17 protein-coding genes are annotated in these 16,616 nt (G+C 66.4%); 8 read left to right on the top strand and 9 right to left on the bottom strand.

The window, feature by feature from the left end:
* Nucleotides 1–69: 69 nt before the first annotated feature.
* Together JOF56_RS18080 and JOF56_RS18075 are read left to right on the top strand one after the other, a co-directional pair.
* Nucleotides 70–1,188 (top strand): chromosome segregation protein, encoded by a 1,119-nt coding sequence (locus JOF56_RS18080; RefSeq protein WP_209639344.1) that lies wholly within the window; start codon nt 70–72, stop codon nt 1,186–1,188.
* Nucleotides 1,189–2,018: 830 nt separating this feature from the next.
* Nucleotides 2,019–2,471: a universal stress protein gene (locus tag JOF56_RS18075; protein WP_209639341.1), complete on the top strand. Its 453-nt coding sequence runs from the start codon at nt 2,019–2,021 to the stop codon at nt 2,469–2,471.
* A 46-nt stretch (nt 2,472–2,517) separates the two neighbouring features.
* Here JOF56_RS18075 and JOF56_RS18070 read toward each other — a convergent pair whose 3' ends face one another.
* Both JOF56_RS18070 and JOF56_RS60705 read right to left on the bottom strand, forming a co-directional pair.
* On the bottom strand, nt 2,518–3,621 hold the full coding sequence (locus JOF56_RS18070; RefSeq protein ID WP_281065710.1) for an RNA-guided endonuclease InsQ/TnpB family protein: 1,104 nt from the start codon (nt 3,619–3,621) through the stop codon (nt 2,518–2,520).
* A gap of 3 nt (nt 3,622–3,624) precedes the next feature.
* Nucleotides 3,625–3,768: a helix-turn-helix domain-containing protein gene (locus JOF56_RS60705; protein WP_209639335.1), complete on the bottom strand. Its 144-nt coding sequence runs from the start codon at nt 3,766–3,768 to the stop codon at nt 3,625–3,627.
* A gap of 49 nt (nt 3,769–3,817) precedes the next feature.
* Between JOF56_RS60705 and JOF56_RS18060 the strand changes: the two genes are divergently transcribed.
* Nucleotides 3,818–4,780, top strand: coding sequence for an adenylate/guanylate cyclase domain-containing protein (locus JOF56_RS18060; protein WP_209639332.1), 963 nt, complete (start codon nt 3,818–3,820; stop codon nt 4,778–4,780).
* Here JOF56_RS18060 and JOF56_RS18055 read toward each other — a convergent pair.
* The gene (locus JOF56_RS18055; RefSeq protein ID WP_209639329.1) at nt 4,767–5,054 is read right to left on the bottom strand and encodes an Rv1322 family protein; all 288 of its coding nucleotides are present in this window, start codon (nt 5,052–5,054) and stop codon (nt 4,767–4,769) included. The two genes, JOF56_RS18060 and JOF56_RS18055, sit on opposite strands and share 14 nt — an antisense overlap.
* A 23-nt stretch (nt 5,055–5,077) precedes the next feature.
* Here JOF56_RS18055 and JOF56_RS18050 point away from each other — a divergent pair, with 23 nt between their 5' ends.
* The 4 genes from JOF56_RS18050 to JOF56_RS18035 all read left to right on the top strand — a co-directional run bounded on the left by JOF56_RS18050 (nt 5,078) and on the right by JOF56_RS18035 (nt 10,273).
* Entirely contained in the window at nt 5,078–5,290 is a 213-nt protein-coding gene (locus JOF56_RS18050; RefSeq protein ID WP_209639326.1) for an FmdB family zinc ribbon protein, read from the top strand.
* 94 nt (nt 5,291–5,384) lie between these two features.
* Nucleotides 5,385–7,787, top strand: coding sequence for an ATP-binding cassette domain-containing protein (locus JOF56_RS18045; protein ID WP_209639323.1), 2,403 nt, complete (start codon nt 5,385–5,387; stop codon nt 7,785–7,787).
* Between the two features lie 102 nt (nt 7,788–7,889).
* Nucleotides 7,890–9,674 carry a 3-hydroxyacyl-CoA dehydrogenase family protein gene (locus tag JOF56_RS18040; protein ID WP_209639320.1) on the top strand — a complete coding sequence of 595 codons (1,785 nt, stop codon included), beginning with the start codon at nt 7,890–7,892 and terminating at the stop codon, nt 9,672–9,674.
* Between the two features lie 17 nt (nt 9,675–9,691).
* Complete coding sequence (locus tag JOF56_RS18035; protein ID WP_209639317.1) at nt 9,692–10,273, top strand: DUF3558 family protein; 582 nt, start codon at nt 9,692–9,694, stop codon at nt 10,271–10,273.
* On the opposite strand, the gene JOF56_RS18030 is transcribed toward JOF56_RS18035, so the two are convergent.
* Nucleotides 10,270–11,424, bottom strand: coding sequence for a cytochrome P450 (locus JOF56_RS18030; protein ID WP_245378293.1), 1,155 nt, complete (start codon nt 11,422–11,424; stop codon nt 10,270–10,272). The genes JOF56_RS18035 and JOF56_RS18030 overlap by 4 nt on opposite strands.
* Nucleotides 11,425–11,607: 183 nt before the next feature.
* Here JOF56_RS18030 and JOF56_RS18025 point away from each other — a divergent pair, with 183 nt between their 5' ends.
* On the top strand, nt 11,608–12,327 hold the full coding sequence (locus JOF56_RS18025) for a helix-turn-helix domain-containing protein (RefSeq protein ID WP_209639311.1): 720 nt from the start codon (nt 11,608–11,610) through the stop codon (nt 12,325–12,327).
* Here the strand turns inward: JOF56_RS18025 and JOF56_RS18020 are convergent, their stop codons facing one another.
* From JOF56_RS18020 to JOF56_RS18000, 5 genes are all read right to left on the bottom strand, one after another.
* Nucleotides 12,328–13,275: a DUF3558 domain-containing protein gene (locus JOF56_RS18020; RefSeq protein ID WP_209639308.1), complete on the bottom strand. Its 948-nt coding sequence runs from the start codon at nt 13,273–13,275 to the stop codon at nt 12,328–12,330. It abuts the gene before it with no gap.
* 8 nt (nt 13,276–13,283) lie between these two features.
* Nucleotides 13,284–13,937 carry a dihydroxyacetone kinase phosphoryl donor subunit DhaM gene (gene dhaM / locus JOF56_RS18015; protein ID WP_307855146.1) on the bottom strand — a complete coding sequence of 218 codons (654 nt, stop codon included), beginning with the start codon at nt 13,935–13,937 and terminating at the stop codon, nt 13,284–13,286.
* Nucleotides 13,934–14,560, bottom strand: coding sequence for a dihydroxyacetone kinase subunit DhaL (dhaL, locus tag JOF56_RS18010; RefSeq protein WP_245378292.1), 627 nt, complete (start codon nt 14,558–14,560; stop codon nt 13,934–13,936). The genes dhaM and dhaL overlap by 4 nt, the downstream gene beginning before the upstream one ends.
* The gene (gene dhaK, locus JOF56_RS18005; RefSeq protein WP_209639303.1) at nt 14,560–15,561 is read right to left on the bottom strand and encodes a dihydroxyacetone kinase subunit DhaK; all 1,002 of its coding nucleotides are present in this window, start codon (nt 15,559–15,561) and stop codon (nt 14,560–14,562) included. Before dhaK ends, dhaL begins: the two co-directional genes overlap by 1 nt.
* 68 nt (nt 15,562–15,629) lie before the next feature.
* On the bottom strand, nt 15,630–16,580 hold the full coding sequence (locus tag JOF56_RS18000) for a hypothetical protein (RefSeq protein ID WP_209639300.1): 951 nt from the start codon (nt 16,578–16,580) through the stop codon (nt 15,630–15,632).
* Between the last annotated feature and the right edge of the window lie 36 nt (nt 16,581–16,616).

The raw sequence follows: 16,616 nt of genomic DNA, 5'->3' as shown, positions 1-16,616 counted from the left end.
CGGTCAAGACTTGTGACGTGGTATACGGCGATGGGTTTGTGGGCGGCCGACGCGCGGTAGGTTGTGGGTATGGCTCTAGGCGAGGAGCGCGAGCTCGTACCACTCGGCGTCGGCTTCGACATCACGAAGCGCGGCTACAGCAAGATGCAGGTCGAGGAACACCTCGAACGCGTGGAACGGGATATGCGCCTGCTCGCCGCCGACCGGGACGCGGCGGTCTCGCAGGCTGCGGATCTGGCCCGGCAGCTGGAGATCTCCCGCTCGGAGATCGACGACATGCGCGGCCAGATCGAGCGGCTCTCCCTGCCGCCGACCACCCTGGAAGGCCTGAGCGAACGGCTGCAGCGGATGCTGCGCCTCGCCCAGGACGAGGCCACCGAGACCAAGGCCCGCGCCGAGGCCGAAGCCGGGCACATCCGGGCCAAGGCCGAGACGGACGCCAACGCGCTGCGGGCCCGTTACGAGGAAATGCTGCGCGGCCTCGACACCCGCCGAGCCGAGATGGAAGCCGAACACCGCGACGTGCTGGCCAAAGCCCACGCCGACGCCGCGGAGATCACAACCAAGGCGACCGACGAGCGTAAACGCCTCGACGCGGAGTCCGAACAGCGCCGCGCCCAGGTCGAAGAGGACTTCGACATCGCCATGGCCTCCCGCCGCACCGAGTCGATGCGCGCCCTCGCCGAGCAGGAGGCCACCAGCAAGTCCGAGGCCGAACGCCGCGTCCGCGAGGCAACGGAAGAAGCCAACCGCCGCCGCCACGACGCAATCACGGAATCCAAGGCCCGCCTCCAGGAAGCCAGCGAAGAAGCCCACCGCCGAGTCCGCGAGGCAACAGAAGAGGCCAACCGCCGCATCAGCCACGCAGCCCAGCGCGTCGCCGCCCTACGGCAGCTCCGCACCCGAGTCGCCAACCAACTCCGCCAGGCCCGCAGCCTGATCCAGGACGCGGACGTAGTCCTGGAGAACGCGACCCCGGTCCTCGACCCACTGCCGGAAGAACGCCGCCCCTCGGAGTCCCCGACCACAGCCTTCAAGGTCCCCTCCCAAACCGAAGCAGCCGGCGGCCCACCCAAAGAGCACTGGGAACCAGCCGAACCAGAAGACGCAGTCAAAACAGCAACAAAAGGCGACCTAGCCGACAAAACCAAGCCCGTCGCAAAACCAGTCCAGAAACCCCGCCCCTGAGACCCAGCCAGTCGGCGAGGTGAAGGTCCGGCACCCCTGCTCAGCGCCCCTGAGCAGGGAGCGAGCCCGGTTGCTGAGCTGGAAGGTGTCTGGCGTGCCCGGTCAGCGCCCCCGGACGCAAACCCCAGCCCCGGTTACCAAGCCCCAGCAAGGAAAAAGCGCGTCAGCGCACCAGAGATCGGCTCTGAGTGTCCTCACCCTCGGTCGGCAGTGCGAAGCCTGATCACACAAGTCCAGGGCACCACAGAACGACGGCGACCAGCCCAAGCTCGGCGCCCCGCAACGAAACCCGGCCCAAACTGGTGTCGCCTTCTCGGTGGAAAGCCTGGTGATGGGAGGCGCCGGCGAGCGCACGCGTGCGGTGTCCTGGGCTTGTGTGGTTACCCTGGGGCAGGCCGACCGAGGGTGCGAACCGCTTTTCCGTCCTCATCTAGGGAGGTTTGCCCGCCCGGCCAGGGCACAATCCCTCAAAGAAAAGGACCCACAATCACCAGCGCCCAAGCCCCACGCAAACCAGCCATGACCAGCGCAAAATACGAACCCACCCAGCCCTTGCATAAGTAGACAGCCCCCACCCGCCACTGGGGGGCGTCCCTGCTCCAGTCTACAAGGGATGGCGGGTGAGCAGGGGTTTTCAAGAGGCGAACCCGCGCGAAAGGGCCGTTCGTACGGGAAGTACACAACCGGGTGAGCCTGAATCCAGTGCGGGCGTCTGAGGGCAGGGCGAGGGCACGGTGGCGGGTGAGACTGACGCGATCTCCGGTCCGAGTGTCAAACGAGGCTACGGCAGGGTAAGTTACTGGCAGTAGCTTGCCCGAGGAGGACTCGAGATGGCCGCCTACCAGACCATTGTTGTCGGCACGGATGGTTCGGACTCGTCGTACCGTGCAGTTGACAAAGCCGCTGCGGTGGCTGCTGCGACGGACGCGACGCTGGTGATCGCGTGTGCGTACCAGCCTGCGAGCCAGCGTGAAGTGGAGCACGCGCAGGATGAGCTCGGCAGTGATGTGGCGTATCAGGTTGTGGGCTCCGCTCCGGCTGAGGACACCGTCCGGACTGCGTCCGAGCGGGCGGCGAAGGCCGGGGCCACGAAGGTCGACACTCAGATTGTGATCGGTGACCCGGTGCCGACGCTGACCAAGCTGGTACGGGATCGGGACGCCGACCTTCTGGTGGTGGGCAACCGCGGCTTGAACACGCTGGCGGGCCGGTTGCTGGGTTCGGTCCCGTCGGAGGTCGCGCGCAAGTCCGGGGTCGACGTGCTCATCGTGCACACCACTTGACGTCCTCCCCACGGTTGAGCCGGGGATTCCAACCCACACCCAGCACTCAAGGAGCGAGGGATGCGAGTTGAGGTTCGCGGTTCATGGCCCCGCCCAGTGGCTGGAGGGCTCCCCGCGCTGTCACCGCCCGCCCGGCGGCGATGTTGCGAGCCGCGTTCACATCAGCATGGCAGGTGAACCCACAGGCGACACACTGGAACACCGCTTGGCTCTTGCGGTTCTCCGGCGCGATATGCCCACAGGCCGAACACTGCTGCGACGTGTACGCGGCCTTGATCTTCTCCACCCGACCGGGAGCCTTGTGCTCCAGCCGAGTCACCAACATTCCCCATCCATTGGCCAAGATGCCCTGGTTAAGTCCGGCCTTCTGCCGCACACCACGGCCTGGATTCTCCACCGTGCCCTTCGCCGAACGAGTCATGCCCCGAATGGAGAGGTCTTCCACCCGGATTACATCGAACCCGCGCGCCAGACCCGTGGATGTCTTCTCTACCCAATCCTTACGCTGATCCGTGATGCGCACGGTCAGCCGCGCGATCGCGCGTTTAGCTCGTCCGCGCCGGTCCGATCCGCGCTTGCGGCGGCTCAGCGCGCGGCGCACGCGATCCAGTCGTTGCTGCTCGCCGGGTGTCAGGCCGGGCACAGTCAACAGCTCCCCGGTCGACAGTGCCGCCGAGACCACCACACCCCGATCGACCCCCACAACCTTGTTGTTGCCGGGCGCGGGGATCGGAGCGGGAACCGCGGTGAACGCCAGATGCCACTGGCCCGCCCGATCTTGGGTGACCCGATACGACTTCACTCCGTCGGGCACGGCACGCGTCCAACGAAACCGGACCCACCCGACCTTCGGCACCCACACCCGCCCCCATCGGCGGTTGAGCCGCTGAATGTGCTCTGGTTTCACCGCCACCTGCCGGAACCCCTCATGCCGGTCGGCCTTGCGCCAGGTGGGCCTGCGGTGTGTACCACCAAAGAAGTTTCGCATCGCCTGGGCGAAATCCCGCAACGCCTGCTGCTGCACCGTCACCGACCCGGCACGCAACCACACGAACTCCGCCCGTGCCTCGGTCAACTGCCGCGATTGCTCGACATGCCCCGGTGCCGCGGCGCGCCCTGGTCGCCACCACGAGTGTTGCTCGACAGCCAGATTTCACACGAACCGAGCGTGCGCACAGTGTTCCAGCAATCCCGACTCCTGCTCAGGCGTCGGCAACAACCGGTAACGCGACACGCACTCAACGTTAACAGTCGGTACCGACAACTCCGGACACGCCACGCCCGGACCGACCGGCATCGGCTTCCTCCCCACATCTGAAGGCGGAGCCCCGCCAATCGGAGTCACGATGAACGAGTCCCTGCAGGCACGGATCGAGCGGGTCCTGCTGGGCGGCCGTCGCAAGTACACGCGTCATGAGGTCGCCGAAAAGGCCGGGGTTCCGCTGGAACGGGCGACGGATCTGTGGCGCTCGTTGGGGTTCGCGAGTGTCGCCGATGACGAGGTTGTGTTCACCGAGAACGACGTCGAAGCGCTGCGCATGGTGCAGGAGCTGGCTGATCTCGGCTTGTACGACATCTCGGTGCAGAACTCGATCGCGCGGGTGCTCGGCCAGCATGTGTCGCGGATCGCCGAGATGGAGATCCATGTTCTGCGGGAGCTTGTTGCCGCGGAGCCGTCTCTGCTGGCGGACGAACGCGGCTTCGCCCGGTTCGTCGACCGGCTGATCCCGGATTTGGAACGGCTGCACAGCTTCACCTGGCGCCGTCAGCTCGCCGCGTATGCCGGACGAGCGCTCGCGGTGCCTGAGGAGGACTTGGAAACCGCGAGCCAGACTGTCGGCTTCGCCGACATGGTCGGGTATACGAGCCTTACGCGCCGGTCCAGCGAGTCCGAGCTCGCGCATGTGCTTGAACGGTTTGAGACGACCGTGTCCCAGTCGATCGCCGAGAATCACGGCCGCGTGGTGAAGATGCTCGGTGACGAGGTCCTCTTCATCGCCGACAGCCCGGCCGCCGGCGCGGAGATCGCGCTCACCCTGGTGGAACTCGCCGAAGCCGACGAGGACTTGCCGTCCCTGCGCGCAGGCTTGGCTTACGGCCGCGTGCTGAGCAGGTTCGGCGATGTCTACGGCTCGACGGTGAACATCGCCAGCCGCCTGACCTCGATCTGCAACCCCGGTGCTGTGCTCATCGACGCCGAGCTGGCGGCCGCGCTGAAAAACACCCCGGGCTACTCGGTCCGTCACCGGCGGCCGGTGTCGGTGCGCGGCTTCTCCCGGCTGAAACCGTCCGTGCTCAGGCGCGCCTAGTCGGCTTACGCCGCAAACGGGCCTCCCAGCAGGCCCGATGCCAGTGACGCCGCTCGTCCACGCTGCCGTACTCAGCCGCAGGCCACGTGACGAGGTGCGGTGTTCCCGGCCGGATCTCGTGGTCGCAGCCGGGACAACGGTACGTCTTCGTGGTCGCGGTCCCCGAGATCGCCCGGACGTTCCACTCGCCGTCCGGCCCGGATTCACTGTGTTGCGTCAACCCGCCGCCCGGCTGGCGGGGTTCTTCGCGTTTGGTCCGGTTTCGGCGGGGCACGGGCAAGAACTATATTTCCAGCTGTGCCCATGTATGAGTTCAAGTGCCGCGACTGCCACGACACGTTCGAGGTCAACCGGCCGATGAGCGAGTCCAGCGCGCCCGCGACCTGCCCATCGGGCCACTCCGACACAGTGAAACTGCTGTCGATGGCCGGGCTCGCCGGCTCCGCGTCCGCCGCCGGGCCCGCTGCCGGCGGTGGCGGGGGTTGTTGTGGCGGCGGCTGCTGCGGCTAGACCGGTCAGGAATCGAGAAGCACGATCACCGGGCCGCATCTAACGTCTTTCCCATCAACGAGCTGCCCGCTTCGCGGATGGAGACCTGAAGAGCATGGCCACGAGGAAAAAAGCTTCTGAGCAGCATGCCGCTGACAGTCACGATCTGATCCGCGTGTACGGCGCGCGCCAGAACAACCTCAAAGACGTCAGCATCGAGATCCCCAAGCGCCGGCTGACGGTGTTCACCGGCGTCTCCGGCTCGGGCAAGAGCTCGCTGGTGTTCAACACGATCGCGGCGGAGTCGCAGCGGTTGATCAACGAGACCTACAGCACCTTCGTGCAGGGTTTCATGCCGACGCTGGCGCGGCCCGAAGTGGACGTCCTCGACGGACTGACCACCGCGATCATCGTCGACCAGCAGCGCATCGGCGCCGATCCCCGCTCGACGGTCGGCACCGCGACCGATGCCAACGCGATGCTGCGCATCCTCTTCAGCCGGCTCGGCAAGCCGCACATCGGCGGTCCGCAGGCGTTCTCCTTCAACGTCGCGTCGATCAGCGGAGCGGGCGCGGTCTCCATCGAGCGCGCCGGACGGACCATCAAGGAGCGTCGCAGCTTCAGCATCACCGGCGGTATGTGCCCGCGTTGCGAAGGCCGCGGCCGGGTCAACGACATCGACCTGACCCAGATCTACGACGAGAACAAGTCGCTCAACGAGGGCGCCGTCACGATCCCCGGGTACAGCATGGAGGGCTGGTACGGCCGGATCTTCCGCGGTTGCGGCTTCTTCGACCCGGACAAGCCGATCAAGAGGTTCACCAAGAAGCAGCTGAACGACCTGCTCTACAAGGAGGCGACCAGGATCAAGGTCGACGGCGTCAACCTGACGTACCTCGGTCTGGTCCCGCAGATCCAGAAGTCGTTCCTGTCCAAGGACGTCGACGCGATGCAGCCGCACATCCGCGCCTTTGTGGAGCGGGTGGTGACCTTCATGACCTGCCCGGAGTGCGACGGCACGCGGCTGAGCGAGGAGGCCCGTTCGTCGAAGATCAAGCGGATCAGCATCGCCGAGGCCTGCGCGATGCAGATCAGCGACCTCGCCGAGTGGGTGCGCGACCTGAAGGAAGCATCCGTCGCGCCGCTGCTGACCGCGCTGAGCGACACCCTCGACTCGTTCGTCGAGATCGGACTGGGTTACCTGAGCCTCGACCGGCCGAGCGGCACGCTCTCGGGCGGCGAGGCGCAGCGCACCAAGATGATCCGGCACCTCGGGTCGTCGCTCACCGACGTCACCTATGTCTTCGACGAGCCCACGATCGGGCTGCACCCGCACGACATCCAGCGGATGAACAACCTGCTGCTGCGACTGCGCGACAAGGGCAACACCGTGCTGGTCGTGGAGCACAAGCCGGAGGCGATCGCGATCGCCGACCACGTCGTCGACCTCGGCCCGCGCGCCGGCGCAGACGGCGGTGAGGTGATGTTCGAGGGCACGATCGAAGGGCTACGGGCAAGCGGAACCCTCACCGGGCGGCACCTGGACGACCGCGCGGCCCTGAAGCCGTCGGTCAGAACGGCCTCCGAGGTACTGGAAGTGCGCGGTGCCAACACCCACAACCTGCAGAACGTCGACGTTGACATCCCGCTCGGTGTGCTGGTCGTCGTCACCGGGGTGGCCGGCTCGGGCAAGAGCTCGCTGATCCACGGCTCGGTGGCCAAACGGGACGGGGTGGTGGCTGTCGACCAGACCCCGATCCGTGGCTCACGTCGGAGCAATCCGGCGACATACACCGGATTGCTCGATCCGATCCGCAAGGCATTCGCCAAGGCCAACGGCGTCAAACCGGCATTGTTCAGTGCGAACTCCGAGGGTGCCTGCCCCAATTGCAACGGCGCGGGCGTGATTTACACCGACCTGGGGATCATGGCGGGCGTCGCCATCACGTGCGACGTGTGTGAGGGCAAGCGGTTCGACGCATCGGTGCTGGACTACCACTTCGGCGGCCGCGACATCAGCGAGGTGCTCGCGATGTCGGTGACCGAGGCCGAGAAGTTCTTCGGCGCGGGCGACGCGCGCACGCCGGCCGCGCACGCCATCCTGGACCGGCTTGCCGACGTCGGGCTCGGCTACCTCAGCCTCGGCCAGCCGCTCACCACGCTGTCCGGCGGCGAGCGTCAGCGGCTCAAGCTGGCCACCCACATGGGTGACAAGGGCGGCGTGTACATCCTCGACGAGCCGACCACCGGTCTGCATCTCGCTGACGTCGAGCACCTGCTCGGCCTGCTGGACAGGCTCGTCGACGCCGGCAAGTCGGTCATTGTCATCGAGCACCACCAGGCCGTCATGGCACACGCCGACTGGATCATCGACCTCGGTCCCGGTGCAGGTCACGACGGTGGCCGGATTGTCTTCGAGGGCACCCCGGCCGATCTGGTCGCCGGCCGCGACACACTCACCGGCGAGCACCTGGCCGAATATGTCGGCGCCCGGGCCAAGACCGCACGCAAGCGATAAACCACCTTTCTTTCTCGATACTGAGGTGTAGTTCACGCGATTTGAGGCGATCCGCGGGGCATGGTTGTTACCGGACGGTAAGACCCGGCCTTGGAGGTTTCGGTGAGTCGTGAGTTCAGGCAGATCGGCGTGGTTGGTCTCGGCGTGCAGGGGGCCGGGGTCGCGGAAGTGTTCGCGCGTGCCGGGCTTGCGGTAGTCGGCGTCGAAGTGGACAACGACGGCGTCGGCCGGGGCCGCGGCCTTGTCGAGCACTCGACGGAACGTGCTGTGGCCGGCGGGAAACTGACCGAGGACGAGCGCACCGAGTTGCTCGGCCGGATCAGTTACACCACCGACATCGCCGATGTGTCCGAATGCGACATCGTGATCGAGGCGGTGACCGAGCAGCTTGAGCTCAAGGCCGCGGTGTTCGCCGAGCTGGACCGGGTGACCAGGCCGGAGACCATTCTGGCCTCCAACACGTCCTCGCTGTCGGTCACCGAGATCGGCGTCCACACTGGACGGCCGGAACGCGTGGTCGGCACCCACTTCTTCAACCCCGCCCCCGTGCTCAAGCTGGTCGAGGTCGTGCGTACGGTGGTGACCGAGCCGGACGTCATCACCGACGTGACGGCGTTGATCGAGCGGGTCGGCAAGACCGCGCTGGTGATCGGCGACCGGGCCGGGTTCATCTCGAACTCGTTGCTGTTCAGCTACCTCAACCACGCGGTCATGATGTTCGAGCAGCGCTACGCCACGCGCGAGGACCTGGACGCGGCGATGCGTTACGGCTGCGGCTATCCGATGGGCCCGCTCGCCCTGCTCGACCTGATCGGCCTGGACATCGCGTCGGAAATCCTTGACACGATGTACAAGCAGTCACGCGACCGGATGCACGCGCCTGCCCCGCTGCTCAAGCAAATGATCACTGCCGGTCTGCTGGGACGTAAAAGCGGCCGTGGTTTCTACACCTACGAAGAGCCTGGATCGCCGGTTGTCGTGCCGGACGCATGGACCCCGTCAGAGTCCACAGAGGACTCAGTGCGACCGCGGGATATCGCCAGGGTCGGCGTCATCGGCACTGGCACGATGGCCACGGGCATCGCTGAAGTGTTCGCCAAGCGCGGCTTCGATGTCGTGCTCCGCGCCCGCAGCGAGGACAAAGCGACCGCCTCGATCGCGAAGGTCCGCAAATCCTTGGACCGGGCGGTCGCGAAAGGCCGTTTGTCCGAAGAGGACCGCGACAGCACACTCGCCCGGATCGTGCCCGCGGTCGAGTTCGAGGAACTGGCCGACTGTGATCTCGTGATCGAGGCTGTGGCCGAGGACCTGAACGTCAAACGTGCCGTGTTCGGTGCATTGGACGAGGTCTGCAAGCCGGGCACAGTGCTCGCGACCACGACATCGTCCCTGCCGGTGATCGAATGCGCGGCAACGACCGCACGCCCGGCGGACGTGATCGGCCTGCACTTCTTCAACCCGGCCCAGGTGATGAAGCTCGTCGAGGTCGTTGCCACGATCGCGACCAGTGCCGATGTCGTGGCCACCGCGCATGCGATCTGCCAGAAAGTCGGGAAGCACCCGGTGCATTGCGCCGACCGGGCCGGGTTCATTGTCAACGCATTGCTCTTCCCGTACCTCAACGACGCGGTCAAGATGGTCGAGGCGCACTACGCCCCGGCTCAGGACGTCGACACGGCGATGAAAACCGCGTGCGGCCTGCCGATGGGCCCGTTCGAACTGCTCGATGTGGTCGGCCTGGACGTGTCGCTGGCGATCCAGCGCACGCTGTACAACGAGTTCCGCGAGCCCGGATTCGCACCGGCTCCGCTGCTGGAGCACCTGGTCACGGCGGGCCGGCTGGGCCGCAAGACGGGCAAGGGGTTCCGCGACTACACAAGTTCCTAGCAGGTACTTTGGGCGGCGTGCAGCAAAGGTGGATCGCAGCTGGGCTGGCGCTGGTCGCCACCGTGGCCGTCGGGTGCGCGAAAACAGTGCAGGGCAACGCCTTGAGCGGGCCGGAGCCCGTGCGTACCCGGACGACCACACCGACCGAGAACCCGCTGGAGAGCGCACCGCCCAGCGCACCGCCGAAGATGGAGCAGAAACTGTGCTCCCTGCTGACGTTCGACGATCTGCCGTTCAAAAGCCAGGGTGACAACGCCCAGCAGCCGATCGCGCAGACCAACATCGACGAGGATTTCGACCAGTCCTGCCGCTGGACCTACGAGATCCAGAAACCGCAGATCAAGGTCGGTGCGCAGCTCTACTACCGCAAGACCCGCGATCTGACGGTGAAGGACCCCACCGGCTCCTTCACCGTCGGCGGCCGCCAGCTGACCTACGCCCAGACCGGCCCGACCTCGTGCGTGCTGTCCATGAAGTACTCCGACGGGCACGTCGGAGTCGGCGTCATCGACGGTTCCGGACTCTTTGGACCGCAGTGTGAGATGGGCAAGAAGCTCGCCGAGATCATCGTGACCCGCGAGCCGCAGACGTTGTCCTAACGCAGGATCACCGGGAGCTCGTGCACGTCGAAGATCAGAGAGTCCGCACGCACCCGCAGGTCTTCGAACGGCACCGCAAGGCGCATGTCCGGGAACCGGTCGACCAGGCCACGCAACGCCACTCGCATCTCGATCCGGGCCAGTTGCTGGCCGAGGCACTGGTGGACGCCGTGGCCGAACGCCACGTGGCCGCTGCTCTGTCGCTGCACGTCAAGCACATCCGGAGCCGTGAACTGGGCAGGGTCGCGGTTGGCGGCCTGAAGCGACAGCGTGACTGTTTCGCCTGCCTTGATCTCGTGCCCGTCGAGTTCGACATCTTCCAGGGCGACACGCACCAGGAACGGGACAATGGTCAGATAGCGCAGGAGTTCCTCGACCGCCTGGTCGGTGTTCTCCCGCATTGCCTCGAATTGCTCCGGCTGCTGCAGGATGGCGAGCGTTCCCATCGTGAGCATGTTCATCGTCGTACCCAGGCCTGCACCCAGCAGCACGACCGCGATGGTCGCGAGTTCCTCGTCGGTCAAGTCGCTGGTGACCAGGCCGCTGAGGATGTCGTCGCTTGGTTCGGCGCGCTTGGCCAGCACCAGGTTGCGCAGGAACTCCTGCAGCCGGCCGTAGGCCGCGTAGAGCTCCTCGGTCGGGTCGCTCGACCCAGTGATCAGCTCGGCGTCGTGCTGGAAGATCTCGCGCTGGTCGTACGGAACGCCCAGCAGTTCGCAGATCATCAGCGCCGGAATCGGCCGCGCAAACGCTTGCACCAGGTCGACTACCGGACCGGTGCGGTCCATCTCGGCAAGCTGCTGTGCGGTGATCTGCTCAATGCGGTCGGTCAGCGTCCGCATCCGGCGGACGGTGAACTGGCCGGTGAGCAGTCGCCGGTAGCGGCTGTGCCGCGGGTCGTCCATCCCGGTGAAGTCGCCGGGCTCGGCAGGCGGCGGCTGCGCGCTCGTCGCTCCCGGTGTCGGCAGATTCATCAGTTCGGTGCGGGCGCTGAAACGCGAATCGGCGAGTACCGAACGGACAGTCGCGCGGCCGGTGGCGAGCCAGCCGACGTGCCCGCTGGGGTATTTCATCCGGCTGAGCGGGCTCACGTCCCGGATCCGTGACAGGTCCCCCGGCGGATCGAACGGGCACTTTGCGTTGCGTGTCATCGGCATTGCGTCCAACATGTCCTGTCCTCCCTTTAGACATTGCCGAACGCTACGTTGCATTCACCAAACGGGCAACGAAGTTGCCCTGCGTATGTACTATTTTCGTGGAATCATTGCAACGATATTGCGAGTGAATGCAACGGCCATTGCAATGACGGTGACACTGAATGCACGGAGGCGGGTATGCCGGGTGGCCGACTGACCTACGAGGACCGGCTGCGGATCGCCGCCGGGCTCGCCGACGGACTCGGGTACGCCGAGATCGCCCGGCACCTCGGCCGTCCGACGTCCACGATCAGCCGCGAGGTGTCCCGCAACCTGGGCACCGACGGCTACCAGCCCGAACGCGCCCATCAGGCCACCGAGCAGCGCGCCCGCCGCGACAAACCCGTCCGGCCGGAGGCGCCGCTCGCGACCGGCGAACGCTACGGCCGCGATCCGCAGGCCATCCAGGATTTCGCCGGCCAGTTCACCGGCCTGATGGTGGAGACCGGTATGCCACGGATGATGGCCAGAGTGCTCGCCTGCCTGCACATCACCGACAGCGGCAGCCTCACCGCGGCCGAACTCGTGCAGTTGCTGCAGGTCAGCCCGGCGTCGATCTCGGCGGCGATCAGCTACCTGGAAGGCCTCGAACTCGTCGAACGGCACAAAGATGCCAACCAGCGGCGGGAGCGGTACGTCATCGACGACGGCATCTGGTTGCGTTCCCTGCTGGCCAGCGCGAAAGCCACCGGCTCATGGTCGTCGGTCACCCGGCGCGGCGTGGCGATCTTCGGCCAGGACACACCCACGGGCACCCGGCTCGACGAGATCAGCCAGTTCTTCGACTACATGACCGAGCAGATGGTCAAGGCCGTGCACGACTGGCAGGAGCGACGCGGACAGAGCACTATGGACTGATCAGGAAGGCGCCGGAAGTTTGCTCCACACCTCGGCGGCGACGCCCCGGGCCGCCACACAAGCGGCCTCCTGACTGCCCGGGGCAAGGCGGACGATCACTTGCGCGAGCTCCCGGCCGGTGCCCTGCTTGACTTCCGCGACACAGAGCGTCCGGCCGTTGACGTCGACGTTGTAGACGCCGGTCTGCCGGCCGGAGATGTTCTCGTGCTGGACGTTCGAGGCAGTCGACGGTTCACTGAGGACATACCGCAGCGTGAGCGAAGGCACAGTCTCGCTGCCCCACCGGCATTGGTGCGTCGCGGGGTAAGTGGTGACCTCGCCCGCGGCCAGACCCGGGACTTGAGGCAGCGAAACGGTCACCGCCGCACAAGCATTCAGCGGGCCCAGAGAAGACGCCGCGTACTGATGATGTGTGACCTTGCGGGCGGCGACGTTCTCGGCAATCACGGTCGCTGCCTTCTCGGTCACCGAGCACAGCTGAGAGATGTTCTTGCCTGGCGTGTCACGGGTGTCCGCGGACACAGCCAATGTGACGTTGTCACTGAACAAAATGTACCGGGCGCATCGGTCCGGCAACGGCGGCTCCTCGAAGATCCGCAACCCGGCCACCGGTTCGACCTCTTTGGCCTCCAGATCGCCGACCGCACGAATCCGTTCAAGCAGTCCAAAACGGACCGCCACACTGGACTCACCGGCCTTCATCCGCAGCCAGCAGTAGTCGTAGGACTCCTGTAACGGCACCTCGGCCGTGCCGAACTGGGCCAGGGCAGCGGGTTCCAGCAGGCTGCACGCGTCCAGCGTGTTCGGCGTGCCGATCAGGGCGGAGGTGCTGCCACCACGTTTGGGCGGCAGGTACCCGGGGTCGGACAACGCCGTGCCGTCGACCTGGTTGGTGCAGCCTCCCAGGAAAACGGCAGCGACCAGCACCGCCAGCCGAGCCCTCCGCATCGCGCCCCTCATTCGTCGAAGCCGCGGTCCACAAGGTCATGGACCCGGCGCAAGGCTTCCGCCGCATCAGGGCCGGTGGCGGACACCTCCACCCGGTCACCGCCCCGCGCACCCAACCCCATGAGGGCGAGCACACTGGCCGCGTCAGCCTGCTTCTCGCCGAATCGTACGGTGACTTGAGCGTCCAGTCCGCCAACAGTTCGGGCAAGCAGCGCGGCAGGCCGCGCGTGCAGGCCGATCTCGTTGGTCAATATGAATTCCGTGCCGGATCCGCTTGCCTCCTCCACCGGAGGCGCCCCCGCGGACACGGCCGCCTCGATCACCGCGTCGAGATCTCCGCCACCTTGCGCCGCAACGGCTGCGGCCACAGCGCCTTCGACAAAAGGGGCGTCGACCACGGCGGCCCGGTTCGGGTCGCCCAGCATTTCGACCGCCAGCTCGGCGGTCATCCGTGCGCTGCCAAGGTCGTACAGCAACGCCACACCATCGCCGGACTCGGCACGGTCCAAGGCGTTGGACACCGCGTCGAAATCCGTGCCCAAAGTGCCGTCCGGCAAGCCGCCCGCGGGCACGATCTGCACGTCCGGCGCCATCTGGCCGGCCAGCTCGGCGAGCCCGGCGGCCAGATTCGCGCTGTGGGACACCAGAACTATCCCGATCACGAGGCCGCCTGCGCGAAAGCACGCAGCAGCAACGCGGTCGACCGCGCACCCGGATCCATGTGACCCGCACTACGTTCACCGAGGTACGAAGCACGGCCTTTGCGTGCGACCAACGGCACAGTGTCCTGCGCGCCTTGGTCGGCAGCGTCGGCCGCAGCCGTGAGCACCGCGGCGATATCCGTTCCATCCGAATCCCGCGCGGCTTTCACCGCCGGTGCCAGGGCGTCCACCATCGTCTTGTCGCCGATTTCGGCCTTTCCCCGGGCGACCACGCCATCCAGCGCGGCCTGCAACGCGTCCACAACAGACGAAGCGGTCAACTCGCTCTCCTGACCGAGTTTCGCCGCCGCACGCAGGAAAGCCGTGCCGTACAGCGGGCCTGCGGCACCACCGACCGTGGAGATGAGCGTGCTGGCGACCAGTTTGAGTACAGCACCTGGCGTGTCGCCTGCCGTATCCAATTTGGACACCACTGCGGTGAAGCCGCGCTTGAGGTTCTCGCCGTGGTCACCGTCACCGATCTCACGGTCCAAAGTGACCAGTTCGTCCCGGTGCTCGATGATCACATCGGCCGCCGACCGCACCGCGGCCGCCACCCCGGCGGCGTCGCACGACGTGCCCATCAGACTCCCCATCGCAGCGCGGCGGTCCGCACCGGGGCGTCCCAGAAGCGCAGCATCTCTTCGTCCACTTTCAACACCGTGAGGCTCATTCCCTGCATTTCCAGGCTGGTCACGTACGGCCCGACCAGTCTGCGCTCCACCACGATGCCACGTTCGGCCAGCAGGCGCTCGGCGATTCCATGCGCCAGGTACAGCTCGACCAGCGGTGTGCCGCCCATCGAGTTGGTGAACAGCACCACCCGGTCGCCGGACTCGAACGGCAGGTCCTCGACGATCGGATCCAGCAGCGTCCGGACGAGTTCGTCCGCGGGCTGATGCGGAACGCGGCGACGGCCGGGCTCGCCGTGGATGCCGATGCCGATCTCGATCTCGTCGTCCGCCAGCACGAAGCTGGGCTCCCCCACATGAGGGACCGTGCATGCCGTCAGCGCGACGCCCATCGACCGGACGGACGCGATCACCCTGCGTGCCAACGCTTCGACCTCGTCAAGGCTGTAGCCGGCCTCGGCGGCCCCGCCGACGATCTTCTCCAGCAACGCCGTACCGCCGACACCACGCCGTCCAGCTGTATACAACGAGTCCTTCACGGCGACGTCGTCGTCGATCACGACTGTCCGCACGTCGACATCCTCTGCCGCGGCGAACTCCGCGGCAGTCTCGAAGTTCAGCACGTCACCGGTGTAGTTCTTGACGATCAGCAGCACTCCGGCGCCGCCGTGCACATGCCCGACCGCGGCCTGGACCTGGTCCGGTGTGGGCGATGTGAACACGGCACCCGGTGCCGCGGCGTCGAGCATGCCCAGCCCGACGAACCCGCCGTGCATCGGCTCATGTCCCGAGCCGCCACCGGAGATGATCGCGACCTTGCCCGCTACGGGCGCGTCGGCCCGGTAGATCACGGCCGGGTCGGTCTGCACTTGGAGAATGTCGCCATGCGCGGCGGCCAGGCCCCGCAGCGATTCTTCGACGACGTTCGACGGATCATTGATGATCTTCTTCACGACGGCCTCCAGACGCTGGTGGGCACCGTCTTCCTACCTGATGGGCTGCGATCGCGAAAGTGCGGTGATCAACTTTTGGCCAGTTTTCCAGCCACTGCCCTGGCCGCCTCCAGCGTCTTGGCGCACGGGTCCTCTTTCGGGTCCTCCGGCGTGCGCTCGAACGCCACCCGGACGTTCTCGTTGCGGTTGCCCGACAACGCCCGGTGCACCCATTCGATGACACACCTTTTCTGCGAAATGATGCTGCGGTACTGGGCGGCGCCCTTGATCTTGTCGGTCACGTCGACCCGGACCGCACCACGCGCGCTGTTGCTGGTGTACGGATCGGAATCGATCGTGTAGTCGAGCGCGACCACGGTCAGGTCTGCCTGGTACAGACACGACCTGATGCCGTACGGCGTCTTGGACGCCGCCGCGCCGAAGATGGTCCTGGCCGTCGCGTCGTCGATCGCCGCACACGGCTCCAGCTTCACCAGGCTACCCGGAGTGTCCTGGTAGACCGGTGGATTCCCGGCGATCTGCCTGATCGCCGACTCGAGCAGCTTGGTCGCCGAGCCGCACGTGTCGCCGCCCTCCCAGAACACCTGGGCGGTGATGCCGGTCTCCTTGTTGGTGATCGCGCTCTGCGTGCAGCTGGACGACGCGCTGGTCTCGAACACACCGAGACCGCGGATCGACTTCGAGGTCTGCTTGGGCGCCCCGAGCAGACCGGCTCCGACCTTGATCGTCAGGTTGATGGTCTGCTTCTCGGTCGCCTTGTCGGTGATGGTCATCGAGCACTCCGAGTAACCGGAGCGGTTGGTGTTGCTGCTCGACCGCTTCTTGCCGATGCTGTCGACCACCTGGTCGGTCAGCAGGCCGCACGGCTCCACCATGCGCAGCGCCTCGTCCTCGAAGGACCCACTGGCCTTGACCGTCGTGCGAGGCGTGACCGTTTTGGACAGATCGACCTGGCCGGCACAGCCGGCGAGGGCCGTCACCAGCGCAGTGGCCAGCCAGATACGAGCAGATCGGGACACAGCGTGCACGGTAGCGACCCGAACCGGGCCGCGTGC

It is taken from the genome of Kibdelosporangium banguiense, assembly GCF_017876405.1.
GTDB classification, from domain to species: Bacteria; Actinomycetota; Actinomycetes; order Mycobacteriales; family Pseudonocardiaceae; genus Kibdelosporangium; species Kibdelosporangium banguiense.
This window is presented reverse-complemented; position numbering and strand designations above follow the sequence as displayed.